The organism is Streptosporangium sp. NPDC002544, assembly GCF_040295965.1.
Classification (GTDB): Bacteria; Actinomycetota; Actinomycetes; order Streptosporangiales; family Streptosporangiaceae; genus Streptosporangium.
The window spans coordinates 124685-149404 of sequence record NZ_JBEOWJ010000029.1 but is presented as its reverse complement, the minus strand read 5'-3'; the positions used below and the strand labels follow the sequence as shown (position 1 = coordinate 149404).

Here is a 24720-nt window from a genome sequence, read left to right as displayed (position 1 = left end):
CCGACGCCGGCCGGTGATACGACCACAGGCGCTCCATGATCGTGGACTCCAGGTCTCCCAGACCACGCATCAGGTGCGACTCCCATCTACCAGCGGATCACTCAATGCTACCGGCCGTCGTAGATGTCCGGCCGTGCATCACTTCCACCATCGAGTCGCCGCCGCTGATCGCCGCTCAGCCGCAGGTTCGCCGCGGCGACGTTCTCCCGCAGGTGGTCGATGGTGGCGGTGCCCGGAATCGGCAGCACGACCGGTGAGCGGTGGAGCAGCCACGCCAGCGCGACCTGCGCCGCGGTGGCGCCGAGTTCGGCCGCCACGGCGGCGATCTCGGCCGTCGCCGCCGATACCGCGGGGTGGACGGGCCGCCAGGGCAGGAAGGCGATCCCCGCCGCGGCACAGGCCTCGAGCACGGCCTCGTGCTCGCGATCGAGCATGCTGTAGCGGTTCTGCACGCTCGCGACGTCGATGATCTGCCGCGCCTCCTCAAGCTCGGCGACGGTGACCTCGGACAGTCCGATGAGGCCGATCTTGCCCTCGGTCTGGAGCTCGCGCAGCGCCCCCAGTTGGTCGGCGAGCGGCACCTCCGGATCGATGCGATGCAACTGGAGCAGTTCGAGCCGTTCGACGCGAAGCCGGCGCAGGCCCTGCTCGACCTGATCCCGCAGGAAGTCCGGCCGTCCGCAGATCGCCGCATCGTGCGGGGGGTTCGGCGGCGCGATCCCGACCTTCGTCGCGATGAGCAGGTCGTCCGGATAGGGGTGCAGCGCCTCGGCGAGGAGCTCCTCGTTGGCGCCCCACCCGTACAGGTGCGCGGTGTCGATCAGTGTGACGCCCAGGTCGACGGCTCGTCGGGCCACAGCGATGGCTGCTTCCCGAGCCGGTCCGGGTTCGGTCGGCAGTTGCATGGCCCCGAAGCCGAGCCGCCGTACGTCGATCGCGCCCCCGATGCGGAAGGTGCTCGATGTCATGTGCCGGTTTCGCCTCTCACTCAAAGTTGATCAAGATAACAGTGCCGGTGATCGTCATATCCGGCGGAGGGTCGCCAGACGAAGGCCTGCTGACACCGGCAAGCGATTACACAGAGCCACTTTGCGCTTCATGGCACCCACCTCGAGTGCCGAGCCCACCAGGAGGGCAGGCAGGCCCCGGCAGGCGGCCTGCTGCGGTCAGCCGTTGACGACGCGGAGCGTGCCGGGGTGGCGGCCGGCCAGGCGATCGAGCGCGGCCGACGACGCCTCGTCCGCCGGAAGGTAGGCGATCAGGCGCTGGTCGTCGGCGAGTTCGAGGGCCTCGTACGCGAGGTGCAGTTCCCCGGCCTGCGGGTGCGCCCAGCGCTGGACACCTGCCCGCTCGGGGACGCCCGGCGTCGTGAGCCGCTCGGCGAAGGGTCCGCCGGCCGTGACGGTGAGCTCGTCGGTGAGGGCCGCCACGTGCGGGTCGGCGAGACCGGCCGCGCACTTGAGGGTGGCTACCTGCTGGGTCGCGACGGCGTCCCAGTCGGGGTAGACGTCGCGGGCGCGCGGATCGGTGAACACGAATCGTACGAAACTGGGCTCGGCCGCGTCCAGGAGGCCGGTGGGCCGGGCCAGGCGCTCAAAGCCTGTGGTGTACGCGAGCACCTGTGTCATCCGGTTGATCAGCACCGCCGGGGCGGGTTCCAGCTTGTCCAGCAGCGCCCGCACCGTCGGCCGGACGGACACGACCGGCGGCTGCGCCGAAGGGCAGACGAACACGCTGCCGCCTTCGGTCGCCTTCGCCAAGAGCCTGAGGTGGAAACGTTCGTCGGTGGACATCCGCAGGGCGTCGGCGAGCGCGCCGAGCACCTGCGGAGACGGATGCCGGTCGCGGCCCTGCTCCAGCCGTGCGAGGTACTCCACGCTGATTCCCGCGAGCGTGGCCAGCTCGGCGCAGCGCAGTCCGGGGGTCCGCCGCCGGAACCCGGCGGGGAGCCCTACATCGGCGGGACTGATGGCCTCCCGGCGGCTCCGCAGGAACGCGCCCAGCTCGTTGTCGCTCACACCGGCAACCTACCGGCCCCCGGCGCGCTCATCGTCGCCCTGTCAGGGCCAGCCTCAGCCCGGCCTCACTACGCGCCGCCGCCCAGGCCAGGTTGGGGGCATGACTGCCAAGACCACCACGACCACGGCCGCTGGAGGGGCCTGCAAATAGCTACGCTTACCTGCGCAAACGTCAACGCACGTAGCCGGTGACAGCAGTCTTCCGGCTCTGCTGCGGCCGTCCGGGCGTCCCTCGCTCGGTCAGACGCCTTCCGCGAGGAGGCGGAGGCTTTCGCGGGCCCAGTCGGCGCGGGCCTGGGCGACGGCGATCTGGCCCGCGAAGACGTGCGCCTTCAGCCCGGCGATGCGGTCGTGCTCGGCCGGCGGGCGGTTCTTCAGCCTCTCCTTGAGCAGGTCGGTGTCCTTGGCCAGCAGCGCTTCCCGGTGCGCGCGCCACTCCGTGATCAGCTGCTCCTGCTCGGCGATGTACGCCTTGAGCACGGGCGCGGCCCGATCCGCGTCGATCATGTCGAAGAAGAGTGCCTGCAGGAAGAACGAGTCGCGCACCGGAGCCAGGGCGTGGCCGGTGCCCAGCCAGGTCTTCAGCTCCTCAAGCCCGCGCTCGGTGATCGAGTACACCGTCCGCTTCAGCCGCGTGCCACGGATCTCCTTCTGACCTTCGATGAGCCCGGCCTGCTCCATCTGGCGGAGCGTCGGATAGATCTGGCTCTGCGGCGCGGACCACACCCAGCGCGGGGCGGCATCGAAGAAGCGGGTCAGTTCGTACCCGTTCATCGGGCGCGCCTCCAGGACGCCGAGCAGTGCGTGCTGAAGCGACATGCCCTCAGCATAGGGGTGTCCCACTTGCCCTAGAACATGTACGAATATACATGTATTGTCCTGCCTGTTTTTGTAGATACGCACGGGCAGAGAGGTACTGGTGTGAACACAGGGCTGGCGGACGCCGGGCGGGCGCTGGCAGCGACCGGGCTGGTCACCGCGTTCGGGCACGTGTCGTTGCGAGTCGGGGACGATCGGCTGCTGATGACCCCGCCGGTGCCGCTCGGGACACTCGGACCTGACACGCAGTACGCCGAGGTCCCGCTGGATGCCACCGACCTGCCCGACGGCACGCCGCGCGAGGCGTGGATCCACCTGGAGATCTTCCGGGCGCGACCCGGCGTGCGGGCGATCTGCCGGGCACAGCCGCCCACTGCCACGGCTCTGGCCTCGGCGGGGGTACCGATCCTGCCGCTGCACGGGCAGGGGGCGTTCCTCGGGCCTGAGGTGCCCGTGTTCGACGACGCGACGCTGGTGCGCGACCGCACGCGCGGGCGGGCGCTGGCCGAGCGCCTGGGTGAGGCACCTGCCCTGATCATGCGGGGCAACGGCGCCGTGACCGTCGGCGAAAGCGTCGGCCAGGCCGTCGCCCTCATGTGGGTGCTGGAGGCCTCCGCCCGCATGAACGCCGCCGCCACCGCCTCCGGCACCCCCATCCCTCTCACGCCCGCCGAGCAGGAGGCGTGGCGGGCCGTGCGATCCGAGTTGTCCAACCGCATCTGGTCCTATCTCCGGGAGTTGTCATGATCGAGCTCGACGACATCGCCTACGTCCGGTCCGGCGCCGCCGACCTGGACGCCGCCTTACGGTTCGCCGTGGACATCGTCGGCCTGGAGCTCACCGCCCAAGAGGACGGCGTCGCCTACCTGCGCGCCGACCAGCGCCACCACTGCCTTGCCCTGGTCGAGGGGGAGTCCGGGGTCATCAGCTCCGGGTTCACCGTCCGGGACGAGGACGCGCTCGCCGCCGCCGAGATCGAGTTGGAGAAGGCCGGCGTCACCGTCGTACGGGGCGACGCCAAGGAGGCCGACTCACGCCGGGTCCGGGACTTCCTGTCGTTCGACGACCCGTTCGGCAACCGCATCGACCTGGTGATCGACCAGGTGGCGCTAACCGCACCGGTCCGCTACGGACGCGAGGCCGGCATCACCGAGTTCGGGCACCTGTGCCTGGACGCCCCGGACGTGCGCGAGGCGTACCGCTTCTGGTCCGGCCTGTTCAACGCCCGCGTGTCGGACTGGATCGGCGACTGGGCCTGTCTCATGCGCATCGACCAGGTCCACCACAAGCTGGCCGTGTTCCAGGGCAGCCAGCCGGGGCTGTGCCACATCAACTTCCAGGTCGACTCGCTCGACGCGTTGATGCGCAACTGTCACTTCCTGGAGGCCAACGGGGTCGAGATCGAGATGGGCCCCGGCCGCCATCCGCAGTCGACGGCGGTGTTCGTCTACTTCAAGGGGCCGGAGGGGATCACCTACGAGTATTCCTGGGGCGTGCGGCTCATCACCGACGAGGACGCCTGGCGGCCCCGCTACTTCGACCCGGCCGAGCCGGGCTCGATCGACATGTGGCAGGGCCCCACGCGCCGCGTCCACAGCCAACCTCAGATCCGCCGCCCTCTCGGCCAGAGCTGAGCCCTCTCCCCTACTCCCCCGCGCCTCACCCGGCCGAAACGGCGGCCACCGGAAAGTGGATCGATCGCATGAGTGAATGGACCATAGAACGCACCGCCGAGGTGCTGCTGGAGGCCGGGCGGAACCGTGCCGACCACGGCCCCATCATCGAAGAACGGCCGGGTCCGGGCCTGGCCACCGCCTACCGGGCGCGGCACGCGCCGCTGACGAGCGAGATGACCGGCGCGATGCCGCTCCAGCGCGGCTCGTCGGTGACCGTACGCCTCAGCGGCCTCGGCTCCGTGTCCGTGGCGGGGGTGTGACATGCCGCTGGTCGAGGTGACCTTGACCGAGGGCCGCGAACCCGGCGCGATCCGGGCGCTCATCCACGAGGTGCACGCCGCCGTCGAGCGCTCGCTCGGCGCCCCTGCTCAGAGCATCCGGGTGATCGTACGCGAGGTGCCGCGCACCCACTGGGCGGCCGGAGACCAGACGCTCGCCGAACGCGACGAGATCAACAAAGGTGATTGACATGGAATTCTTCGGACACGTGATCGACGGTGCTGAAGTGAAGTCCTCCGGCGGCGAGACGTTCACCAGCGTCGACCCCTACACCCGCGAGCCGTGGGCAGAGGTCGCGCTCGGCGGCGCGGCCGAGGTGGAGCGGGCCGTGGCGGCGGCGCGGCGGGCATTCGACGAGGGGCCGTGGCCGCGCATGGGCCGCGCCGAGCGCGGCAGGCTGCTGCATCGCCTCGCCGACCTCATCCTCGAGCACGCCGACGAGCTCGGCCTGGCCGACACCCGCGACATGGGCAAGCCGATCACCCAGAGCCGCGGCAACGATGTGCCCCGCGCCGCCGACAACTTCCGCTTCTTCGCCGACCACGCCCGGCTGACCACGGCCGAGACGCTGCCGATGGACTCCGGCCACCACGCCTACACCCGCTACGAGCCCGTCGGGGTCGCCGCCGCCATCGCCCCGTGGAACTTCCCGCTGATGCTGGAGACCTGGAAGATCGCACCCGCACTGGCCTGGGGCAACACGGTCGTGCTCAAGCCCGCCGAGGACACCCCCGCCTCCGCCACCATCCTCGCCAGGCTCGCGCTGGAGGCGGGCCTGCCGCCCGGAGTGCTCAACGTCGTCCACGGCCACGGCCCGGACTCCGCCGGGCAGGCGCTCACCGAGCACCCTGGGATCGACCGGATCACGTTCACCGGCGAGTCCGCGACCGGCCGGGTCATCTCGGCCGCGGCGGCGAGGCACCTCGTGCCGGTCAGCCTGGAACTCGGCGGCAAGGGCGGCAACGCGGTCTTCGCCGACGCCGACCTCGACAACGCGGTGAGCTGGTCCATCAAGGCGATCTTCACCAACGCCGGGCAGGTGTGCCTGGCGGGTTCGCGGCTGTACGTCCAGCGTCCGGTGTTCGACGAGTTCATCGCCCGCTTCACCGCCGCAGCCGAGGCGATGTGCCTGGGCGACCCCAAGCTGGACTCCACCCAACTCGGCCCGCTGGCCTCGGAGACCCACTACCGCAAGGTGCGCGGCTACGTCGAGACCGTCGCCGAGGAGGGCGGCTCCATCCGCTCCGGCGGCCTCGGCGACGGCTGGTTCGTCCGCCCCACGGTGATCACCGGCATGCCCGCCACCGGCCGCCACCAGCGCGAGGAGATCTTCGGCCCGGTCGTCACGGTGACGCCGTTCGACACCGAGGACGAGGTCGTGGCGCTGATGAACGACACACGCTACGGGCTCAACGCGATGCTGTTCACCGAGAACCTGTCCCGGGCGCACCGAGTCTCCGCCCGCCTGCGGGCCGGGACCGTCTGGGTGAACTGCTTCTTCGTCCGCGACCTGCGCGCCCCGTTCGGCGGGGCGGGCGACTCAGGTGTCGGGCGCGAGGGCGGCACCTTCAGCCGCGAGTTCTTCACCGAGCCGAAGGCCGTCGTCATGCAGATCGACTGATCCGCGGCGGGACCTGACTGCGGCGAGTGGCGTTTGCGGCGTCACAACCAGGTGGGTGGGGCCGTCGGCGAACCGACGCCCGCCACCGTCAGAGCGGCAGCGGGATGCGATCGAAGAACCAGTACAGGCTGACCGCCACGACGGGGACCGAGATCGCGGCCACCACCCAGCGGGCCGCGGACGCCCGGCGCAGCAGCACCAGCAGCGGGAAGAGCACAGCGATGATCGCGAGCTGCGTCGCCTCGATGCCCAGGTTGAAGCTCAGCAGCGACAGGAGCAGCTCCCACGATCCGCTCTCCTTGATGTCCAGCGCACCGGCGAAGCCCAGCCCGTGCACCAGGCCGAAGACGAAGACGATCGGCAGCCGCCATCTGCCCAATCTATCTTCCCCACGGTCCAGGAGGTTGGCGACCGCCACGACAATGATCGACGCTGCGATGACGGGCTCGACGATCTCCCCAGGAACGTCCACGACCCCCATGGCCGCCAGCAGAAACGTGATGCTGTGGGCGGCGGTGAAGGCGGAGGCCGTGACGACGACGTCACGCAGCCGGCGCGCGCCGATGAGCAGCGCGAACAGGAAGAAGAGATGGTCGAGGCCGAACAGCAGGTGCTCGGCACCGAGCAGGAAGAACTCCCGGACCTGATACGACGCCGGATACTCACCGATCCGCAGCGTCGGGTTCTTGGCGACCAGGACCGCAGAGCCCTGCTCACCGTCAAGGTCGTAGCGGACGATCGTCTTCGTGCTGTGCACGAAGCTCTCGGCGTCGGGAAACAGCGCGCTTGAGATCGCGTGGACTCCCCCATCCCCGCCCGCGCAGGCGTAGGCGTAGGTCAGCACCGCGAAGGCCGCCTTGCCGCGGACACGGACGTCCGCGTCGCCCACCGGCGTGGGCGCGCACGGCTCGTCGTGGTACGCCACGGCGAAGCGGCCCGTGACATAGCCGGTCACGGCATCACGGTTGATCTTGAGCTGGTGGAGCTGCTCGGTCCGCTCCTTCGCCTCATATGCCTCCGCGTAGAGCCAGGCCGACTTCATGAGGAGGTCGTACTCGAGGTCGAGCACGACCTCGACGTTCGCGCCCGTGCCGGTCACCTCGGCGTGGGCGGCCGTGGTCGCGTCGTGCGCCGCCGCCGGAGCGGGACGCACCAGGCCGACCGGCACACCGCCGAGAATGACGGCGAGGACGACGGCGAACAGCCAGCGCCTGCGGGACATGTCTCGTCTCTCCAGATCGGGGATGAGCGAATGCCGCCCCGGACCCGGTCCGGGGCGGCGGTGATGGGTCAGCGGCGGAACCAGTGGTACATGGGCGAGTCAGGTCCCCACTTGCCGGGACGGCCGCGCTCGTCCTTCGTGACGAAGACGCTCGGCTCGGAGGCGGTCACGCCGCCGCCGGCGGAGCGTGCCGTGACGAACCAGGCGTAGGCCGTGTCGTCCTTGAGACGGTCCCAGGTCACCGAGGCGACCTGACCCGACGCGACCTTGCTCCTGCCGACGACCCGGGTGGGCTTGTAGAGCGCCAGCGAGTCGGTCTGGAAGCTCGTCGTGCGGGAGGTGAGATCGACCGGCAGCACCATGTTGTCCTCGTGCCCGTTGTAGCGGCGCAGCGGGTCGAACTCGGTGGCGCCGAAGTCGTTGAGCAGCGGAGAGTAGGTGTCCACGGTCAGCTCCGCTCGCTCGACGTCGAACTGCAGCAGCCGGAAGAAGCTCGCGCCGAACTGGAGTTGGTCCGTCGGGTTGTACCCGCCGATCTCGGTGAGCCCGAGCCGGTCGGCCGACACCGTGTAGAACTGGTAGTCCGCCAGAAGTTCGACCACGCCCTTGCCGACCTGGCCGACCTTCGGCTTCACGTTGGTGCCCACACCGTGCTCGTGTCCGGCCAGGATGAGGAAGACGTTCGAGTTCTTCTCAACCACCGTCTTGTAGAGCATCGAGCCGTCGGGGGCGGAGAATCCAGCGCCGCGCCCGTCGGGGTTGGTGCTCGGCACGATGTAGTCGTGCGAGAGCAGGATGCCGTTGCGGTTGGGGAACTTCTTGAAGATGGAGTCGGCCCATTCGGCCTCCTCCCTCGTCACACCGTACGACAGGCCGACCACGACGAAGTCCAGCCCGCCCGCGGAGAACAGGTCGTAGTGGTTCTGATTGTCGCCTTCCCTCCACGGCCCGCCGTAGTTGGCGTGCTGCCAGCCCTGTGACGCCTCCTGATACCGACTGGGGCCGTAGTACTTGTTGTAGATCGCGTCCGGCCCGTTCTCGGTGCCCGACTGGTTGTCGTGGTTGCCGGCGATCACGCCGTTCGGGATGTCCGCGTCGTCCAGCACGCGCTGCTGCCTCGAGGACACCTCGAACTCGCCGACGACCTGCTGCTGCATGGCCTCGTCGGCGGGCTTGCGGATGTTGTTCTCGATGATGTCGCCGGTGTGCGCGACGTACGAGATCTTGCGCTGGTCCTTGTTCGCGCCGATCCAGTCGACGATGCCTGCGTAGGCGGACTCCCACACCGCGCGCTCCTCGGCACTCTCCTGCTCCACCGCGCCCTCGGAGATGTACTGCGTGTCGGTGAAGTGGACGATCGAGAAGTCGTAGGAGGCGGGGTCGGCGAAACCGTTCGGGTCACCGGGCTCTATGTCGTCGGCGAACGGGTCCTCGCCCGTCACCATGACGTGAACCTGCTGCTTGTCGATGTGGTCCCCATCGACGACGGCCGTGAGAACGGTCTTGCCCTCGGCGGCGCCACGGGCGCTCGTCAGCAGATCCCATGCCTTGGTCCTCGTGTTCCACGCCCGCAGCGAGGCCAGGCGCTCGGGGTCGATGACGCCCTCCCAGCGCAGGACCGGGGAGTCCGCGTGCCCCTTCACCTGGACGTCGTACCGCTGGTAGGTGACGTCCTGGCCGGCGGGCGCGTCGAGCGTCCTGCCATCGGCGGGTTCGAGCCCTTCGGCCTTGACCTTCCTCTCGCCCGGGACCTTCAGGGTCGTGGGGACGGACTTGGCCGTGCCCTGGAACACCTGGTTCGGCGTCAGGATCTCGGCCTCGGAGAACGTCGCCGTCACCTGGCCGCCATCAGGTTCGGCCACCTTCGCCGAGAGGGTGACGGGATCCGACACCCCGACGGCCCCCAACGCCGGGATCAGCTCGGTGGGGACGTCCGGGATGCCCGCGGATTCGAACACGATCTCGCGGCTCGTGGTGTTGCCGAGCCCATCCGTGCCGGTCACCGCCAGGGTGTGCTTACCGGCGTGCAGGCCTGGGCCCACCTGGGCGCCCAGCTCGATCGGCCGGCCGTCGAGTTCGACGTCCGGCCCGGACACGACGCCGGAGGCGTCCTCGAGCTTGACGTCCAGCACGACCGAGGCATTGATCTTCTCGCCCGCGGCCGGGACGCTCTTGGCGACCGCCGGCGCCGAGTTGTCGGTGATCAACAGGCGGGTGGCGACCTCGCCCGTGGTCGACGCCGCAGTGAGGGTGTGCTTGCCGTCCTTGATGGCGGTGGTGTCGAGGTCTGCGCGCAGGCCGCGGGCCGGCGCGTCCACCAGGAATTCGAGGTCGATCTCGGTCAGCGGGTTCACGTTGTCGCCGCAGTTGCCGTCGCCCATGCCGTACGAGGTCTTGAGCATCTGGCCGGTCGCCGTGCCCTGCACCGGGGTCAGGACGATGTTCGAGATCGCGAAGTCGTCGCGGTTGTTGCCACACGACGTCGGGAAGGTTCCGGTCACGAAGTCGATCGTGTTCCAGCCGGGCACGAGGTACTCGTTCGGAATCGTGAGGTCGACGCGCCGGCTCACGAAGTCGCCGTCGAGTACGACCTTCTGGCCGTTGACGAGGACGAAGTTCTGGTAGCGCGCCTCGATCGAGTTGCTGCCCACGTTGAAGCTGAGGATGGCGTTACCCGAGCCGAGCGTCTCGATGACGTTCACCGCCGGGGCGTCGATCGTGTAGCGCAACTCGACCTCGCGAAGGAGGGTCTGGCTGCTGCCGCAGTCGCCGTCGCCCATGTCGTACGACGGCTTGACGTCCTGGCCGGTCACGGTGGCACCGTCAAGGGCGAGGTCCAGGTTGGCGATCGTGAAATCGTCGCGGTTGTTGCCGCAGGACTCCTTGAAGTCACCGGTGACGACCTTGATCGTGTTGTCGCCGGGCACCAGGAACCGGGCCGGAACCGCGATGGTCACGCGCCGGCTCACCCAGGAGCCGCCCAGATCGATGCGTTTGCCGTTGACGAGCAGGAAGTTGTCGAACTTGTCGTCGATCGAGTCCGATCCCACGTCGAAGCTGAACTTCGCGGCGCCGTTGCCGAGCGTGGCCTTCGTGGCAGGCTTGTCGCCGTCGACGGTCAGGGAGGCGACGCCGCCCTCGCCGCCGGCCGGGATCGTCGCGAAGACCGGCTTGGTGCCCGCCACGAGCGTGCCGTCCACGGGCAGCAGCCACGGTGCCCCGGCCGGAGCGTTGTTCACGGTCACGGTGTTCTTGACGGTCGCCCCGGCCGCGGTCGTGGCGGTGATGACGTGCTCGCCGTTGGCCAGCTCCGTCGTGTCCACGTCCGCGGTGAGACCCGTGGTGCCCTGCGGGTCGGACTGGACGAAGAACTTGAGCGTGGCGCGCTTCAGCAGCGAGGAGTTCGTGCCGCAGCTGCCGTCGCCGAAGGAGAGGGTATAGGGGTTCTCCTCGCCGTCCGCGACCTCACCGAGCAGTTCGAGGCCCACATCGGACAGCACGAAGTCGTCGTAGTTGAGGCCGCATGAGGACTGGATCGTACCGACGACGATCTCGACGGTGTTCTCTCCCTTGACGAGGTGCTCGTTCGGGATCTCGATGGTCGCCCGCTCGTTCACATGGTCGCCGATGTCGCTGCGGTACCCGCCGTTGACGAGCACGTAGCTGTGGTACTGCGCCTCCGTCGAGTTCGAGCCGACGTCGAAGCTGAGCTTGGAGACGCCCACCGTCCGGGTGGCGTCGAGTGCGGTGTCGTCGATGGCGAGTTTCGTGACACTGTCACCGGCCGCGGCCGGAACCGCCGCGACCTTCGCCGTGCCCACGAGGTACGAACCGTTGGCGGGGGTGAGCGTCGGAGGGGTCTGCGAGCTCGTCGGCGTCGGGCTGGGCCGTCCCCGATTCTGTTCCCCCGGTCCCGGGTCGGCGTAGGCCGCCGTCACAAGGCTGCTCACCAGCAGCACCGCGATTGCGCCGGCTGCGGCGAAACGCCGTCGGCTCCCCAGTAACTTTCGCGCTGCCATTGGCTGCATCAGGTGCAGTCCCTTCTATTCCGACAAGCACCGATCGAGCGGTTTGCCCTTCGGGCGGACACACTGGAGCGGGCGAGTGAACGGTGTGCATGAAGGGACTGAAGGGAAGCGAAACTATCGGCTCATTCTGGTCATCTATTACGAGATGGGACCAAATAGGTCACAAGGTCGACAAATAGCTATGTATCTAAACATTGGCATCGGCGGCTGGCCGAGAAACCCGTCACCATCAGGCCCCCGGATCGGCGGCGCCGGCCCCGGCCGGTGCCTGCTTTGTCTACCGATCGGCCGTAGTCGCGACTGATGGATGCCGGGCTGATGAGCCTGACTTTTGGGAGGGTCTTCAAGACCGGCCCTCCTGGCGTTCTCCCGTCATGGCTACGGCTTTTCGACGAGCGTGGTGTTCGTGGTTCGAGCCCGTCTGCGGGGCCGACCTCCCAAACGCGGCCGAGCCCGAGAGCTCTTGCGGCAGAAGGAGTCCCTGTGGATCGCCGGGGTCGCGAACGGCTGATCGGATGTCGGACCGGCGAGTCCTTCGATCAGCGGGCCGCGCGTCTTCCGACGAGTCCATCGCCTTTCCACCTCATCTGGTAGCCGCTGCTTGACACCACAACGTGCTCGGATGTCTGGGGACACGTTCGGGAGCGGAGGGCCAACCCCGGAGTTCTTGACAGCACTTCGGTTCATCCGCCGAGTGCGAATCCTGCGATCATGGCTGCGGCCGTCGCCAGCGCCAGCGCGATCCCGCCGATCCCCAGCGCCCAGGAACGCACCACATAAAAACCGAAAACGATCATCAGGACGGCCGGTATGACAAAGATGGAGACTGCCGGCGGAACCCACCTCCACACGCCCCGCGCCCCCGTGGGCAGGACGAGGTCCCCCTCGGAGTTGATCGCGGCCGGGAACGTCTCACCCACCTCCACATCCGCCACGGTCGGGAGGACGACCGGCGGCCTCGCCGAGGCTTTGAACACGAACCGCGCCTGGCAAGCGCGTCTGCTATTGCGCCCACTTCCGTGTGCCTCGCAGGACAGCACAGTCGCGGTCCCGGGCGTACCCCTCATGCCGAGCGCCGTCTGTATGTCGGGCAGGGTGACGGAAGATATGAGGAAGATCGGCAACCCGAACACCAGCAGGAGAATCAGGAGCACCGGGAAGAAGATCCCTTTGTTGTCTTCCTGCGCTTTGTTGGCTGCCCGCGCCGCTTCGCGGACTCGCTTCTCGCGCGCCTTGGCTGCCCGCGCCGCTTCGCGGACTCGCCTCTCGCGCGCCTGGGCGGCCTCTCGCCGACGTTGTCTCCTAATGTCGCCCCGCGTCGTCTTCGACATGATCGAAATTCTGGGTGCGGACCCTTGAAGACCAGTTGCAACTGAGTGCAGATGGAGCGGCCCCCGCTGGGCCCGCCGGGTGCGGTGCGTCGACCGGGCCGTGCCGCCGGGTCGACGCACCGCGGCGGGCCTGGGACGACGCAGCAAGATGGGCCTTCGGGACTGGTAAAGACCTGAGTGGGGGCCCAGAACAGCGGGCTACGGCTTGCGCGCCACAGCCCCGTGCGCGTCGATCCAGGGCGCGTCGTCGGTGTCGGGCCGCCAGCGTGTGATGGGCACCAGCCCCGGCTCGACCAGTTCCATATCCGCGAAGCACTCGGCCAGCTGGTCGAGCCGACGCAGGTGGTACGGCACGGCTCCGCTCTCCGCGAGCTTCTCACTGCCCTCGTTGACCGTCTCGCCCGTGTCGGTCCCGTCCCAGAGCACCAGGTAGCTGCCGGAGGGCACGGCATCCATGACGCGCGAGACAATGGAGCGCATCACCGCGAAGTCCTCCACATAGCCGAGGACGCCCATGAACATCACGGCGATCGGCCGGGTGAAGTCCAGGACGTTGCGGGCGTCCTCCACGATCAACTCGGGCTCGTGATAGTCACCGTCGACATAGGCGGTCACACCCTGCGGAGTGGTGTTGCTCAGCAGCGCCCTGGCGTGCACCAGCACCATGGGGTCGTTGTCGACGTAGACGATCCGCGCATGCGGCATGACCTGCTGAGCCACCTCGTGGGTGTTCTGCATCGTCGGCAAGCCGGTGCCGATGTCGAGGAACTGGTCGATTCCCGCCTCCGCGGCCAGGTGACGCACCACCCGGATGAGGAACTTCCGCGACTGCGCCGCCATCGTCACGATCTCGGGGTAGACCGCGGCGACCGCGTCGCCAGCCGTCCTGTCCGCCTCGAAGTTGTCCTTGCCGCCCATCCAGTAATTCCAGATCCGCGCCGCGTGCGGAATCTGCGGCTGGATCTTCGCGGCCAGGTCGCCGCGCCAGGGGATCAGAGGATCAGCCATGTGCTCGAACTCCGAAGGAAGGGGTGAGGTGACGAGAGCCGTGCAAGAGCGATCATAAGCCTCGGCGGCTGCGCGCGCCGACATGACAAAGCATGAAGGCCACGAGAGATCTCTTTACGATGAGCAACGGAGGCGATCTACAAGGTCCACGGCCTCGTCAACGCACTCGAATTTCCTGGCCGGCGTGCCGGGCAACAGCATGCTGTACGAACTGCGCCTCCGTTATCCCGACGGCACACTCAAAGCAATCAACCCCAGCGTGTTCGGCCCCGTTCTACCACCGGTCCAGACCGTGCACCGCTCGAGCAAGGGTCCCGTGTTCTAGGATCACGGGCCTATGAGCCAATTGCGCACGCTGTCTGCCACGGAGGTCCCTTCGAAACGACTCCTGCTTCGCGGAGCGTTGCACGATGCCGACCGTGAAGGATTCATCGAGCTCTATACCGATCCCGAGGTTCGGGCATACATCGGTGGCCCCCAGCCTCGGAGTGACGTCGAGCAGCGCTTCGACACGGCGATCGCCAACGCGACATCCAGGCCCGGCAATTATGTCATCGCGGACAACACGACGAACCGACTTATCGGGACATTGATGCTCGCCCGCCGGTCGACCGATCACCCCGGGCATGTCACCGAGGATGGCGAGGAACTGGAACTGGGCTATGTACTGCGGCGCAGCGCATGGGGCGCGGGGTTCGCATTCGAGGCCGCAACGGCCGCGTTGCGCGCCGCGGCTGACGAACTCCCCGACCAGCCGGTCTTGCTCGTGACCCAGACCGCGAACAAGCGATCTCTGAAACTCGCCGCCCGCCTTGGCTTCCGCCCCGTCGGCACGTTCGAGGAGTTCGGCGCCGAGCAGACCCTCTGCACGGCTCCCCTGTCCATGTTCCGAATCTGATCTCAGCATCCAACACAGCGGCCATTTCGCCTTAACGTTCAATCCTGCCCGGATCCTCCTCGGCCCCCACCCTGGGCGGTGAGGATGCGCAGCGCCACCCTCTACAAGGTGCTCGCAGCGCTGACGGTGCTCATGGTCGCCGCCCTGGTCCTCGCCCACACCACCGCCCTCGGCATAGATCTTTCGGGATCACCGAGCGCGCCGTGCAGGGCATCGTGTCCGACCTGCATGAGGCGGGATACGTGACCCGCACCGCGTCGGGCGGCCCAACAGCTACAGCATCAACCCCGAGCGCCACTTCCCCGGCAGAATCCGATATGCCGGTGTGCGTCCTGCTGGACATGTTCGCCGACCGCGACCACGAGGCCTGAACCGCCACTGGGCCCGGCTCGCCTGACGTGTGCGGAGACCAGGCAGGTGGGCCGGGGGCGGGCCGGTCAGGTGAGGCGCGCGTAGACGATGATGTTGTCGGTGTAGTGGCCGGTCCGACGGTCGAAGCCGCCGCCGCAGGTCACCAGGCGCAGGCCGGCGTGGTCGAGCGGACCGTACACGCGCTGAGAGGGGAAACGGCTCTTGGCGACCTGTTCCACCGACTGCACCACGAAGGTCGCGACCGAGCCGTCCGCGCGGGTGACCGAGATGCTGTCACCCCGGCGCATCCGTCCGAGATCGTAGAAGACGCCCTTGCGTCCTCCGCCGTCGACGTGCCCGAGGATCACCGACGCCCCGCGCTCCCCGGGCGTGTAGCCGCGCGCGTACCAGCCGGCCTGCTCGGGCCGGTCCACCGGCGGTACCTGCACGGTGCCGTCGGCGTTGAGGCCGAGCCGGGAGAGGGGGACGTGCACGCCGATCCTCGGCACGTCCAGGTGGCGCGGTTCGGATCGGGGCAGGACGGGAGCGGGCCGCGAGGAAGCGACCGGGGAAACGGTTGCCAGGGCCTGCGCGGGGGGTGGGGCCGGAGGGGTCTGCCGGGGAAGCAGCGTGCTGCCCAGGAACACGGCGCCGGTGACCGCGAGGGCGGCGGCCACCAGGCCGAGGGCCCGGTGGCCGCCCCGTGTCGCATCCGGCATCTCAGACCTGGGTGTGCTTACGGCGGCGCAGTGCCAGCAGGCCCGTCCCGGCCCCCGCTACGAGAAGGACCCCGCCAACCGGAACGAGAACACTGCCGCTGAGACCACCCCCGGTCTCCGGAGCCCCCTCCGGCACCAAGGGGGGCTCCTGCTCCGCGGGACGGAGCTGAGCCGGTGAGGGCACGGGGCTGGGCGTCGCGGCCGCCGCAGCCGGCGCCGCGACGTGCAGCAGGGCGATGGCGAGCCCCGCCGCGGCCAGGGCGTTCCGAGCGAATCGCATACATCCTCCTAGGTGACGGTTCGATGAAGAGCGGCTCAGATGCTGGCAGCGCGATGTCCGCGGGCCATGACTGGAATGTCATGAGCGTGTAATGAATGTCGCCATCATCCGGAAACGGGGTGATCAAGCCGGATACTTAGACGGTGGCCAGAGTGATGCTGATCGAAGACGACCCGTCCGTGCGCGAGGGGTTGCGCCTCTCGCTCAGCCGCCATGGCCACGATGTCGATGCCGCCGGCACGGGCGAGGAAGGGCTGCGGCGACTACGGGTCACACCCGCCGACATCGTCGTGCTCGACCTGATGCTTCCCGGCCTGGACGGCTTCGAGGTGTGCCGCCGTATCCGGGCGGGCGGCCCCACGCCCATCGTCATGCTCACCGCCCGCGGCGACGACCTCGATGTCGTCAGCGGCCTGGAGGCGGGCGCCGACGACTACGTGGTCAAGCCGGTACGGCCGCGGGTGCTGGAGGCGCGGATCCGCGCGGTGCTGCGGCGTGGGGGCCCGGCCGCCGGGGCCGGGGCCGGGGCAGAGGCGCACGGCGACCTGGCGATCGACCGCGGCTCGCTCACGGTGTCCAAGGCGGGCGTCCAGATCACGCTGCCGCCGCTGGAACTGCGGCTGCTGCTGGAACTGTCCGCGGCGGCCGGCCAGGTGTTCAGCCGCCAGCAGCTTCTGGAGTCGGTCTGGGACCTCGACTTCCTGGGTGACTCCCGGCTGGTCGACGCGTGCGTGCAACGGCTGCGCACGAAGATCGAGGATGTCCCGTCGAAGCCCCGGTACGTCCAGACCGTGCGCGGGTTCGGGTACCGGTTCGGCCCTCTGTGACAGTCACAGCCAGAGGCAGATGGAGGCCGCGGCTCCCGCTGGGGGCGCGCGGGCTCCGGGCCCGGCTGGTGGTCGTCTTCGTGCTGCTCGCCGGGCTGAGCGCGCTGACCGCCGCCGGACTCGTCTACCGCCAGGCACGCGACCTCATGCTGTCGCGCACGGAGTGGTCGGTCGTCAACGAGTTCCGGCTGCGCGTCGCGACGCTGACCGAGAACATGCAGCACCCTCCCGACCGGGCGGCGCTGCAACGGCTCGCCAACGGTGTGGCGCCCGCGTTCCTGGAGGCGACCGGCGCCGCCGTCTACGAGGATTCGGGCCTGATCGCCTCCGGGGACGGCACCGGCCCGATCACGTCCGCGCTGCGCCGCAGCGTCGCCGGCGGGCGGCGCCTGGCCTACCAGCGCGTCGTCTCCGCCGATACCCCCTACCTCGTCGTGGGCACGCCCGTGCTGCTGGGCCGGCAGCGGACCCCCTCGGGAGTCGAGGTCTACCTCGTCGCCCCGCTCGGCAAGGAGGCCGCGGACCAGGACGCGCTGGTCACCGCCGCGTGGAACGGCGTGCTCCCGGTCGTGGCGCTGGCCGTGCTGTTCGCCCTGCTGGCGGCCGGGGGCGTGCTGCGTCCGGTACGCGAGCTGGACCGGGCGGCGCGCAGGCTCGGCGCCGGCGAGCTGGACACGCGGCTGAAGGCGACCGGCGGCGACGAACTGGCCCGGCTGGTGAAGACCTTCAACGCCACGGCCGCCGCCCTGGAGAGCAACGTGTCGGAGCTGCGCGAGATGGAGGTCAGGGCCCGCCGGTTCGTCGCCGACGTGTCCCACGAGCTGCGCACCCCGCTCGCGTCCATCCTGGCGATGGCGGAGATGTTCGAGGAGGAGGCCGGTCGCCTTGAAGGCAACCTGGCACAGGCGGCCCGGCTGCTGAACCTGGAGGTGGGCAGGCTGGTCCGGCTCGTGGAAGACCTCATGGAGATCTCCCGGTTCGACGCGGGGGCAGCGCGCCTCATCCTGGACGACGTCGATGTGGCGGACGCGATCCGCGCCTGCCTGCGCGCCCGCGGCTGGAACGCGCGCGTCGTCCTGGACCTGCCTCCTGGCGTGCGGATCCGCATGGACCCCCGCCGGTTCGACGTGATCGTGGCCAACCTCGTCGGCAACGCCCTCCGGCACGGTGCTCCCCCGGTCACCGTACGACTGCGCGCGGACGGCCCGCGGGACACGGGCCACGTCCTCATCGAGGTCCAGGACGCCGGCCAGGGGGTGGACCCGGACCTCCTTCCGCATGTCTTCGACCGCTTCTCCAAGGCCGACGCGGCCCGGACGAGGTCCGACGGAAGCGGGCTCGGCCTTTCCATCGCCCTGGAGAACGCGCGCCTGCACGGCGGGTCCATCGGCGTGGCCAACCCGCTCGGCGGCGGCGCCCTGTTCCGCCTCACCCTTCCCCGCCACCCGGAGCCGAGATGAACACCCGCATGATGGCGTGCGCGCTGGCGCTCGCCTCCGCCGTGTCCGGATGCGGCATCAGCCCGACCCGCGTGATGGACGGGGGCGAACCCGCCGTGGGCTTTCAGCCCAGCACCCGGCTCTACTTCGTGTCGGGCGCGCGACTGCGCGCTGTGAGCCGCCCCCTGCCGTGGCCCCCGCTGCGGGAGACGCTGGACCTGCTGCTGGCGGGGCCCAGCTCCGAGGAGCGGCGGCAGGGGGTGCGCACCGAGCTCGCACCCGGCACGGACACACCGAGCAAGGTCACCTCCGACACTGCCATGGTCCGCATCTTCCTCGCCGCCCCCATTCCCGTCCCCGTCCCCAGCCTCGCCCCCCGGGAGGCCGCGCAGGTCCGGCCACGTGACCAGAATCTGTGGCTGGGGCAACTCACCTGCACGGCGGCGAGCGCCGTGGCCACGCGCTCGAACCTCGACCCCGACGCGGTCACGGTCACCATCCAGCGCGGCGGTGCCGAGCTCGGCTCCTTCCGCTGTTCGGAGTTTCCCCGGGCACCGGAGTGACACGGCTCGGTGTCACATCCGGCCGATAGGCCGCGGGCATGGGGCAGCCGCTTGACACTTAAGCTGCTGGGATGTCTTTGGGGCCTGTCACACGGACCCGAGTGCGCAGTTCCTCGGGCAGGTCCGGCCGAAGGCTCAGGAACAGAAGTCCGCGACGGTGTCGGTGAGGATCTCGGCCACTCGGTGCAGGGAGGCGATGTCGACCCACTCGGTGGCCGCGTGGGCACCCCCGCCGTCGACGCCGAAGAGCAGACAGGGAATGCCGGCCCGATCCAGCAGCGCACAGTCGGTCCAGAACGACTCGGCCCGCACCACAGGCGGATGACCGAGGGCCCTTGTCGCGTGGCGCGTGAGGGTGCGTACGATCGCGGCCTGCGGGTCGGCCTCGAAGGGCCGGCGGCACAGACCGCGGGACAGCCGGTAGCGGAAGTCCGGGACCACGGCGGCCAGGCGGTCGAGGACCGTGGTCAGCTCCCGTTCCACGGTGTCGGCGTTCTCGCCGGGTACGGTGCGGCGCTCCAGCGTGACGCGGCAGCGCGCCGGGTAAGTGGACGGCTCCTCCCCACCCTGGATAACGGAGGCGTGCACCGTCCCCGTCCCCAGAAGCGGGTGCGCCGGTCCCTGGGCGAGGCGCCGCCCCAGCTCCTCCAGCGCGACGAGGAAGTGACCGGCCTTGACGATGGCGTCGATGCCCAGCTCAGGACGGGACCCGTGAGCCGCTCGCCCCTCGATCTCCACCTCGAACCAGGCGAAACCCTTGTGCGCGAGGGTCACTTCGAGATGACTCGGCTCGGTGACGATCGCCGCGTCGGCGCTGAAGGACTCCAGGACCTCTTCGGTGCCCAGACTGCCGTGCTCCTCGTCGGCGACGCAGGCGAGGATGACATCTCCCCGGAGGCGCCCCCGGGCCGTGGCACGCGCGGCGGCGATCATCATGGCCGCGATACCGCTCTTCATGTCGAAGGCTCCGCGACCGAACATCTTTCCGTCACGGATCCGCGGTTCGAGCGGGTCGCCCTCGTAGCCGGCCAGGCCGACGGTGTCGAGATGGCCATTGAGCATCAGCGACCGTCCACCGCCGGTGCCACGAGCGATCGCGACCAGCGAGGGACGGCTGGCACGCTTCTCCAGGCGGTGCACCTCGAAGCCACGGGTGGCCAACCATTCACCGCAGAAATCGGCGATGACCGTCTCGCCCACACCGCCGGGCACCAGTTCGGGGTTGACGGAGTCGATGGCGATGAGCCTGGCGAGGAGGGCAGCCGGGTCTGACGTATCGGGAACCGCGGGAGTTTCGTGGAGCATGCGGACCTTCCACAGCACTGTCGCCTCCCTGGCACGGGAACGGGCGAGACGGTAAGGAGTGCGAGACGATCTACCTTCGAGCACCGTGCACCACTCGTTTCACCTTGTCCGGCGAAAAATTCTGAGCAGTACGCTTCGGAAGCCCCGAACGGTCGCCGTCTCGAAGCCGGGAAGGGCCTGCGTCGACGTATGCGGACCAGCCCGACAGGCCAAAACAGATGAGTTCAGACATCCGGAGTGGCATGCGGATTGGCCGCACTACCCTCGGTGCACAGCAACACCACCGTCGAGGCAGGACCAAGCCCCAGCGTGGTACGGCGCTCGCCGGCGCCGTCGCCGGTGAGCACAGCGCGGACGCCGGCGAGCGAGGCCGCACCGCAGGGGCCACAGGAAACACCGAGGGCGGCGAGGTCACCGGCCGCGCGGGCGCTGTCGGCATCGGCGACGGCCACGGCGGCATCCAGTCCACCCCGCAGGTAAGGCCAGGCGATAGTGGAGGGTGTGCCACAGTTCAGACCGGCCATGATGGTCTCACCGGTGGTAACGCTGACCGGTTCGCCACGCACGAGGCTCTCGATGACACAGGGGGCGGCCACAGGTTCCACCGACAACAGCGCCGGGGCCCGCCCCGCCGGACGACTGCGGTAGTGGGTGACGACGGCCTGGGCCAGCGAGCCCACGCCCACCGGGATGGCGACAAGATCGGGCATCCCGGCTCCAGCCGCCGTCAACTGCTCGTCGATTTCGGCACAGAGGGTGGAATAGCCTTCGACGATCCAACCGGGGATCTGCTCATAGCCCGGCCAGGCGGTGTCCTGGACCAGAACCGTATCCAACGCGGCGGCCGCCCCGGCCGCCCGGCGCACCGCCTCGTCATACGGGCCCGCGACCTGAACGATCTCGGCCTGCTCGGCGGCGATGGCCGCCACAGCCCTCGGATGAACACCCCACGGGATGAAAACGCGGGCGCGCTGGCCGAGCAGACGTGCCATATGAGCCACAGCGCGGCCATGGTTGCCGTCAGTGGCGGTCACCAACGTGACCGGACCCGCCCCACCGCGCCCCGCCCGCTCGGCAAGGGCACGGTGCACCGCCCAGGATGCGCCCAGCACCTTGAAAGCGGGAAGCCCCAGACGAGACGACTCATCCTTGACGAAGACCCGCCCGACCCCCAGCTCGACGGCAAGCCAGGGAAGTTCGATCAGCGCGGTAGGGGCGTACTCGAACAGGGAGGCATGGAACTCCCGCACCTCGGCGGGGGCGGGCGCACAGGTCCAGAACCTGGCGGCGGGCCGCGCGAACCACGGCAGCGTACGGACGGAAGAAGCGATCTCAGGCATCTCAGCCAGCGTGCGGCACACACTCCAATCGGTCCAGCGAATGTTTCCGACCTATATTCATCAGAGAAACCAACCGATCAAAAGCTCGCCGCGACGACGAAGAGAACGGTCCGCCGATGTTCGACCTGCACCGACTACGCCTGCTGCGCGAACTCAAGCACCGCGGCACCCTCGCGGCCGTCGCCGCCGCCCTCTCCTACAGCCCTTCCTCCGTCTCCCAGCAGCTCTCCCAACTGGAGGCGGAGGCCGGCGTCCGGCTACTGGAGCCGATCGGGCGACGCGTGCGGCTGACCGAGCAGGCGGAGATCCTCGTCGCCCATACCGAAGCGGTGCTGAAACGCCTGGAGCGCGCCGAGGCGGACATCGCCGCCTCCCTGACCGAACTGACCGGGACCCTGCGCGTCGCCTCGTTCCAGACCGCCACCCTCGCCCTGATACCCAGCGCACTGAACATCCTGCGCGATCTTCACCCCGGCCTTCGAACCCACGTCACACAGATGCCGCCGGAAACGGCCCTGCCCGCACTTCAGGCCCGCGACTTCGACCTGGTCATCGCCGAGGAGTACCCGGGCAATCCCAACCCCCGGCCCGCCGAACTGGAACAGGAGGACCTGCTCGACGACTTCCTCCGTCTCGCGCTGCCCGAACCGGCCGATGACGCGGACGGCCCCACGGCGTCGCTGCGCTCACTCGCCGACCGTCCCTGGGCCATGGAACCCGAGGGTACGGCAGCCCGCCACTGGGCCATGACCCTGTGCCGGAACGCCGGCTTCGAACCCGACGTACGGTTCGAGACCACCGACCTCCTGATCCACCTTCGCCTCGTCGAACAGGGCCACGCCGTCGCACTGCTTCCCGACCTCGTATGGATCGGACAGTCCCCGACCGTCACACTGCGGCAACTTCCCCGCGGCCAGCGGACACGCCGCATCTTCACCGCGGTACGCCGAGGCCGCAGCCGGCACCCCGCCATCAAGGCATGCCGCCACGCACTCCGGCAAGCCGCCACAGAAGCGACGGCCCCGATCGACACCTGACAGGGACGGTACGCAACCGCGTCATCAAGGCCGCCACCGTCGAGTACCGGATGCTCGGCTGCCTGCAGGGCCGCAAGGTCTACGACGAGCTCGCGGCCTTCCGCCGCACTGTGCACCGGTGTCAAGCGGCCGACCCCGCCTGATCTATCCTGCGGTTCATGCCGATCACTGACGTCGAGCTGGCCCGTACGGCGGCGCAGGCGGGAGCAGCCGTCGTGCGCACCATGTTCGGCGCGCCGCTGACGCGCCTGGAGAAATCCGGTGGTGACTTCGCCACGGCCGCCGACGTGGAAGCGGAGCAGGCCATCCTTGATGTCATTCGCACCGCCCGGCCCGGTGATGCCGTGACCGGCGAGGAGTGCGGGCCTTCGGGCCCGGCGGGGGCGGAGCGCATGTGGCTGGTCGACCCTCTGTGCGGCACGCTGAACTACGCCGTGCACACCATGCTGGCGGCGGTGAACGTCGCCCTGCGTGTGGGCCCGGACATCACGGTGGCGGCCTCGGCCGACCCGTTCGCCGAAGAAGTGTTCTGGACCGACGGCGTCCGCGCCTACATCCGCCGTAGCGACCTGGACGAGCCGCTCAAGCCGTCGCCGGATTCGCGGCTGGTGGACGTCAACCTCGACCCGCCGTTCCCGAACTCACCCGCCTTCCGTGCCGCCGCCCTGCTCGCCGATCCGGGGTTCGCCGAGCGGTTCCGCCCGCGCGTCGTCTCCACCACCCTGGCGGTGGCCTGGGTCGCCGCCGGTCGGCGAGCCGCATACGTCACCGACGGCCGGCTCCACGACAGCGTGCACTTCGCCGCCGGGATCGCGTTGTGCCGGGCCGCCGGCTGTGTGCTGACCGGCCTCGACGGCCGGCCGCCGCATACCGGCGCGGGCGGGCTCATCGTCGCGGCCGACCCGGAGACCCACGCGGCGCTGCTGGACCTCATCCGCAACCCGTAGTCCCGTCAGCGGGAGCGAATCGAGAGCTCGTCCACAGAACCGTACATCGCCGCAGGTCAACGGTATTTACATATGAGCCAGGTGTGGACGATCGCGCTGCGCGGGCTGTCCGGTGGCCTGCTCGTCATGACCTTCGCCCTGATCGGCGAGATGGTGCGCCCGAAGCGGTTCGCCGGCATCTTCGAGCAGCTCCGCATCAGCCGGCAGGCCCCGGCCGATCCATCGGCCCGGCAATGTTGTCCGAGCCCTGACCGCTCAGCCCGCGGATGGCCCCGGTCCGTGTCGCACAGGCTTCAGGAGGTGCCGCCGAAGTCGACATCCTTGGTCTCGACCGTCCCGGCCGTCCGCCCCGGCGCCGTCTGGTGGGCCCAGTACAGGTTCGTGTGCGCGATGACCCGGTCCGGCGGCGGCGCCCCCCATGCCGTCTGGTCCTCCGTCGTGTGGGCGTCGCCGACAAGGGTCGTGTCGTATCCCCTGACGAACGCGCCATGGAGCGTCGAGCGGATGCACCAATCGGTCTGTGCGCCGACGACGACGAGTCGCCCGACGCCAAGGCCCGACAGCACGGTCTCCAGAGCGGTGTCTTCGAAGGAGTCGCCGTAGTTCTTCTCGACAAGCGGCTCGGCGTCGCCCGGAGTCAGCTCGGGGACGATCCGCCAGTCGTCGCTCCCTCTCGCGAGCTGCTCGTCGGAGTGCTGGATCCAGACAACGGGAACCCGTTCCCGCCGTGCCTTCTCGACAAGGCCGCCAACGTTCGCGACGACCGCGTCGCGCTCGTGAGCTCCCACGACGACACCGTTCTGCACGTCGACGACGAGAAGTGCGGTGTTCGGCCGGTTCTCGAGGGTGGTCATGGTCTCCCCTTACTCACGCTGGGTTTCTGTACCCACTCACGGTAGAGCGGCCCACCGACAACGGGCGGAACGAACCTCGGACCGCCCCGCCCCATGACACGGAGGTACCGAGGCCGTCATCGCCGAGAAGCCGGAGAAGACCCCTGCCGCCCCCGCCG

24 protein-coding genes are annotated in these 24720 nt (G+C 69.3%); 12 read left to right on the top strand and 12 right to left on the bottom strand.

The features are described 5' to 3' along the window. Positions 1–107 precede the first annotated feature (107 nt). From ABT061_RS35045 to ABT061_RS35035, 3 genes are all read right to left on the bottom strand, one after another. On the bottom strand, positions 108–968 hold the full coding sequence (locus tag ABT061_RS35045; protein ID WP_350926168.1) for an aldo/keto reductase: 861 nt from the start codon (positions 966–968) through the stop codon (positions 108–110). 198 nt (positions 969–1166) lie between these two features. Next, the gene (locus ABT061_RS35040) at positions 1167–2018 is read right to left on the bottom strand and encodes a helix-turn-helix domain-containing protein (RefSeq protein WP_350926166.1); all 852 of its coding nucleotides are present in this window, start codon (positions 2016–2018) and stop codon (positions 1167–1169) included. Between the two features lie 240 nt (positions 2019–2258). Beyond that, positions 2259–2837 (bottom strand): PadR family transcriptional regulator, encoded by a 579-nt coding sequence (locus ABT061_RS35035; RefSeq protein ID WP_350926164.1) that lies wholly within the window; start codon positions 2835–2837, stop codon positions 2259–2261. 102 nt (positions 2838–2939) lie between these two features. On the opposite strand from ABT061_RS35035, the gene ABT061_RS35030 reads away from it, so the two are divergent. From ABT061_RS35030 to ABT061_RS35010, 5 genes are all read left to right on the top strand, one after another. Beyond that, positions 2940–3584, top strand: coding sequence for a class II aldolase/adducin family protein (locus ABT061_RS35030; RefSeq protein ID WP_350926162.1), 645 nt, complete (start codon positions 2940–2942; stop codon positions 3582–3584). After that, complete coding sequence (locus ABT061_RS35025) at positions 3581–4471, top strand: VOC family protein (RefSeq protein ID WP_350926160.1); 891 nt, start codon at positions 3581–3583, stop codon at positions 4469–4471. The genes ABT061_RS35030 and ABT061_RS35025 overlap by 4 nt, the downstream gene beginning before the upstream one ends. Before the next feature lie 68 nt (positions 4472–4539). Then, positions 4540–4773: a hypothetical protein gene (locus ABT061_RS35020; RefSeq protein ID WP_350926158.1), complete on the top strand. Its 234-nt coding sequence runs from the start codon at positions 4540–4542 to the stop codon at positions 4771–4773. Between the two features lies 1 nt (position 4774). After that, positions 4775–4981, top strand: a complete 207-nt coding sequence (locus ABT061_RS35015; protein WP_343969653.1) for a tautomerase family protein — start codon at positions 4775–4777, stop codon at positions 4979–4981. A gap of 1 nt (position 4982) precedes the next feature. Continuing rightward, on the top strand, positions 4983–6413 hold the full coding sequence (locus ABT061_RS35010) for an aldehyde dehydrogenase (RefSeq protein WP_350926156.1): 1431 nt from the start codon (positions 4983–4985) through the stop codon (positions 6411–6413). 88 nt (positions 6414–6501) lie between these two features. On the opposite strand, the gene ABT061_RS35005 is transcribed toward ABT061_RS35010, so the two are convergent. From ABT061_RS35005 to ABT061_RS34990, 4 genes are all read right to left on the bottom strand, one after another. Next, entirely contained in the window at positions 6502–7635 is a 1134-nt protein-coding gene (locus tag ABT061_RS35005) for a HupE/UreJ family protein (RefSeq protein ID WP_350926154.1), read from the bottom strand. 68 nt (positions 7636–7703) lie between these two features. Further along, complete coding sequence (locus ABT061_RS35000; RefSeq protein ID WP_350926152.1) at positions 7704–11585, bottom strand: metallophosphoesterase; 3882 nt, start codon at positions 11583–11585, stop codon at positions 7704–7706. A 761-nt stretch (positions 11586–12346) separates the two neighbouring features. Then, positions 12347–12994, bottom strand: a complete 648-nt coding sequence (locus ABT061_RS34995) for a hypothetical protein (protein ID WP_350926150.1) — start codon at positions 12992–12994, stop codon at positions 12347–12349. Between the two features lie 198 nt (positions 12995–13192). Further along, positions 13193–14002: an SAM-dependent methyltransferase gene (locus tag ABT061_RS34990; protein WP_350926148.1), complete on the bottom strand. Its 810-nt coding sequence runs from the start codon at positions 14000–14002 to the stop codon at positions 13193–13195. A gap of 337 nt (positions 14003–14339) precedes the next feature. Here ABT061_RS34990 and ABT061_RS34985 point away from each other — a divergent pair, with 337 nt between their 5' ends. After that, positions 14340–14900 (top strand): GNAT family N-acetyltransferase, encoded by a 561-nt coding sequence (locus ABT061_RS34985; protein ID WP_350926146.1) that lies wholly within the window; start codon positions 14340–14342, stop codon positions 14898–14900. 203 nt (positions 14901–15103) lie between these two features. Continuing rightward, positions 15104–15271, top strand: a complete 168-nt coding sequence (locus ABT061_RS34980; RefSeq protein ID WP_350926144.1) for a hypothetical protein — start codon at positions 15104–15106, stop codon at positions 15269–15271. Between the two features lie 66 nt (positions 15272–15337). Here ABT061_RS34980 and ABT061_RS34975 read toward each other — a convergent pair whose 3' ends face one another. Both ABT061_RS34975 and ABT061_RS34970 read right to left on the bottom strand, forming a co-directional pair. Next, entirely contained in the window at positions 15338–15970 is a 633-nt protein-coding gene (locus ABT061_RS34975; protein ID WP_350926142.1) for a class F sortase, read from the bottom strand. A gap of 1 nt (position 15971) precedes the next feature. After that, positions 15972–16250 (bottom strand): hypothetical protein, encoded by a 279-nt coding sequence (locus ABT061_RS34970; RefSeq protein WP_350926140.1) that lies wholly within the window; start codon positions 16248–16250, stop codon positions 15972–15974. A 143-nt stretch (positions 16251–16393) separates the two neighbouring features. Here ABT061_RS34970 and ABT061_RS34965 point away from each other — a divergent pair, with 143 nt between their 5' ends. Genes ABT061_RS34965 through ABT061_RS34955 form a run of 3 tightly spaced genes read left to right on the top strand, consistent with a single transcriptional unit; the run spans position 16394 to position 19079 of the window. Further along, positions 16394–17077 carry a response regulator gene (locus ABT061_RS34965; protein ID WP_350926138.1) on the top strand — a complete coding sequence of 228 codons (684 nt, stop codon included), beginning with the start codon at positions 16394–16396 and terminating at the stop codon, positions 17075–17077. Further along, positions 17074–18537, top strand: a complete 1464-nt coding sequence (locus ABT061_RS34960; RefSeq protein WP_350926136.1) for an ATP-binding protein — start codon at positions 17074–17076, stop codon at positions 18535–18537. Before ABT061_RS34965 ends, ABT061_RS34960 begins: the two co-directional genes overlap by 4 nt. Next, complete coding sequence (locus tag ABT061_RS34955) at positions 18534–19079, top strand: hypothetical protein (protein ID WP_350926134.1); 546 nt, start codon at positions 18534–18536, stop codon at positions 19077–19079. Before ABT061_RS34960 ends, ABT061_RS34955 begins: the two co-directional genes overlap by 4 nt. Before the next feature lie 135 nt (positions 19080–19214). Here the strand turns inward: ABT061_RS34955 and ABT061_RS34950 are convergent, their stop codons facing one another. Beyond that, the gene (locus ABT061_RS34950) at positions 19215–20402 is read right to left on the bottom strand and encodes an ArgE/DapE family deacylase (protein WP_350926132.1); all 1188 of its coding nucleotides are present in this window, start codon (positions 20400–20402) and stop codon (positions 19215–19217) included. 206 nt (positions 20403–20608) lie between these two features. Then, positions 20609–21724 (bottom strand): diaminopropionate ammonia-lyase, encoded by a 1116-nt coding sequence (locus ABT061_RS34945; protein ID WP_350926130.1) that lies wholly within the window; start codon positions 21722–21724, stop codon positions 20609–20611. Between the two features lie 116 nt (positions 21725–21840). Between ABT061_RS34945 and ABT061_RS34940 the strand changes: the two genes are divergently transcribed. Together ABT061_RS34940 and ABT061_RS34935 are read left to right on the top strand one after the other, a co-directional pair. Further along, entirely contained in the window at positions 21841–22761 is a 921-nt protein-coding gene (locus ABT061_RS34940; RefSeq protein WP_350926128.1) for a LysR family transcriptional regulator, read from the top strand. Between the two features lie 158 nt (positions 22762–22919). After that, positions 22920–23708 carry an inositol monophosphatase family protein gene (locus ABT061_RS34935; protein ID WP_350926126.1) on the top strand — a complete coding sequence of 263 codons (789 nt, stop codon included), beginning with the start codon at positions 22920–22922 and terminating at the stop codon, positions 23706–23708. A gap of 293 nt (positions 23709–24001) precedes the next feature. Here the strand turns inward: ABT061_RS34935 and ABT061_RS34930 are convergent, their stop codons facing one another. After that, positions 24002–24562 (bottom strand): isochorismatase family protein, encoded by a 561-nt coding sequence (locus ABT061_RS34930; protein WP_350926124.1) that lies wholly within the window; start codon positions 24560–24562, stop codon positions 24002–24004. Positions 24563–24720: the final 158 nt, after the last annotated feature.

What these genes read in the sequence shown, in the direction of transcription:
- ABT061_RS35045 (WP_350926168.1), bottom strand. Translation starts at nt 968, where the DNA reads ATGACATCGAGCACCTTCCGCATCGGGGGCGCGATCGACGTACGGCGG.
- ABT061_RS35035 (WP_350926164.1), bottom strand. Translation starts at nt 2,837, where the DNA reads ATGTCGCTTCAGCACGCACTGCTCGGCGTCCTGGAGGCGCGCCCGATG.
- ABT061_RS35025 (WP_350926160.1), top strand. Translation starts at nt 3,581, where the DNA reads ATGATCGAGCTCGACGACATCGCCTACGTCCGGTCCGGCGCCGCCGAC.
- ABT061_RS35020 (WP_350926158.1), top strand. Translation starts at nt 4,540, where the DNA reads ATGAGTGAATGGACCATAGAACGCACCGCCGAGGTGCTGCTGGAGGCC.
- ABT061_RS35015 (WP_343969653.1), top strand. Translation starts at nt 4,775, where the DNA reads ATGCCGCTGGTCGAGGTGACCTTGACCGAGGGCCGCGAACCCGGCGCG.
- ABT061_RS35010 (WP_350926156.1), top strand. Translation starts at nt 4,983, where the DNA reads ATGGAATTCTTCGGACACGTGATCGACGGTGCTGAAGTGAAGTCCTCC.
- ABT061_RS35005 (WP_350926154.1), bottom strand. Translation starts at nt 7,635, where the DNA reads ATGTCCCGCAGGCGCTGGCTGTTCGCCGTCGTCCTCGCCGTCATTCTC.
- ABT061_RS34995 (WP_350926150.1), bottom strand. Translation starts at nt 12,994, where the DNA reads ATGTCGAAGACGACGCGGGGCGACATTAGGAGACAACGTCGGCGAGAG.
- ABT061_RS34990 (WP_350926148.1), bottom strand. Translation starts at nt 14,002, where the DNA reads ATGGCTGATCCTCTGATCCCCTGGCGCGGCGACCTGGCCGCGAAGATC.
- ABT061_RS34985 (WP_350926146.1), top strand. Translation starts at nt 14,340, where the DNA reads ATGAGCCAATTGCGCACGCTGTCTGCCACGGAGGTCCCTTCGAAACGA.
- ABT061_RS34975 (WP_350926142.1), bottom strand. Translation starts at nt 15,970, where the DNA reads ATGCCGGATGCGACACGGGGCGGCCACCGGGCCCTCGGCCTGGTGGCC.
- ABT061_RS34970 (WP_350926140.1), bottom strand. Translation starts at nt 16,250, where the DNA reads ATGCGATTCGCTCGGAACGCCCTGGCCGCGGCGGGGCTCGCCATCGCC.
- ABT061_RS34955 (WP_350926134.1), top strand. Translation starts at nt 18,534, where the DNA reads ATGAACACCCGCATGATGGCGTGCGCGCTGGCGCTCGCCTCCGCCGTG.
- ABT061_RS34945 (WP_350926130.1), bottom strand. Translation starts at nt 21,724, where the DNA reads ATGCCTGAGATCGCTTCTTCCGTCCGTACGCTGCCGTGGTTCGCGCGG.
- ABT061_RS34940 (WP_350926128.1), top strand. Translation starts at nt 21,841, where the DNA reads ATGTTCGACCTGCACCGACTACGCCTGCTGCGCGAACTCAAGCACCGC.
- ABT061_RS34935 (WP_350926126.1), top strand. Translation starts at nt 22,920, where the DNA reads ATGCCGATCACTGACGTCGAGCTGGCCCGTACGGCGGCGCAGGCGGGA.
- ABT061_RS34930 (WP_350926124.1), bottom strand. Translation starts at nt 24,562, where the DNA reads ATGACCACCCTCGAGAACCGGCCGAACACCGCACTTCTCGTCGTCGAC.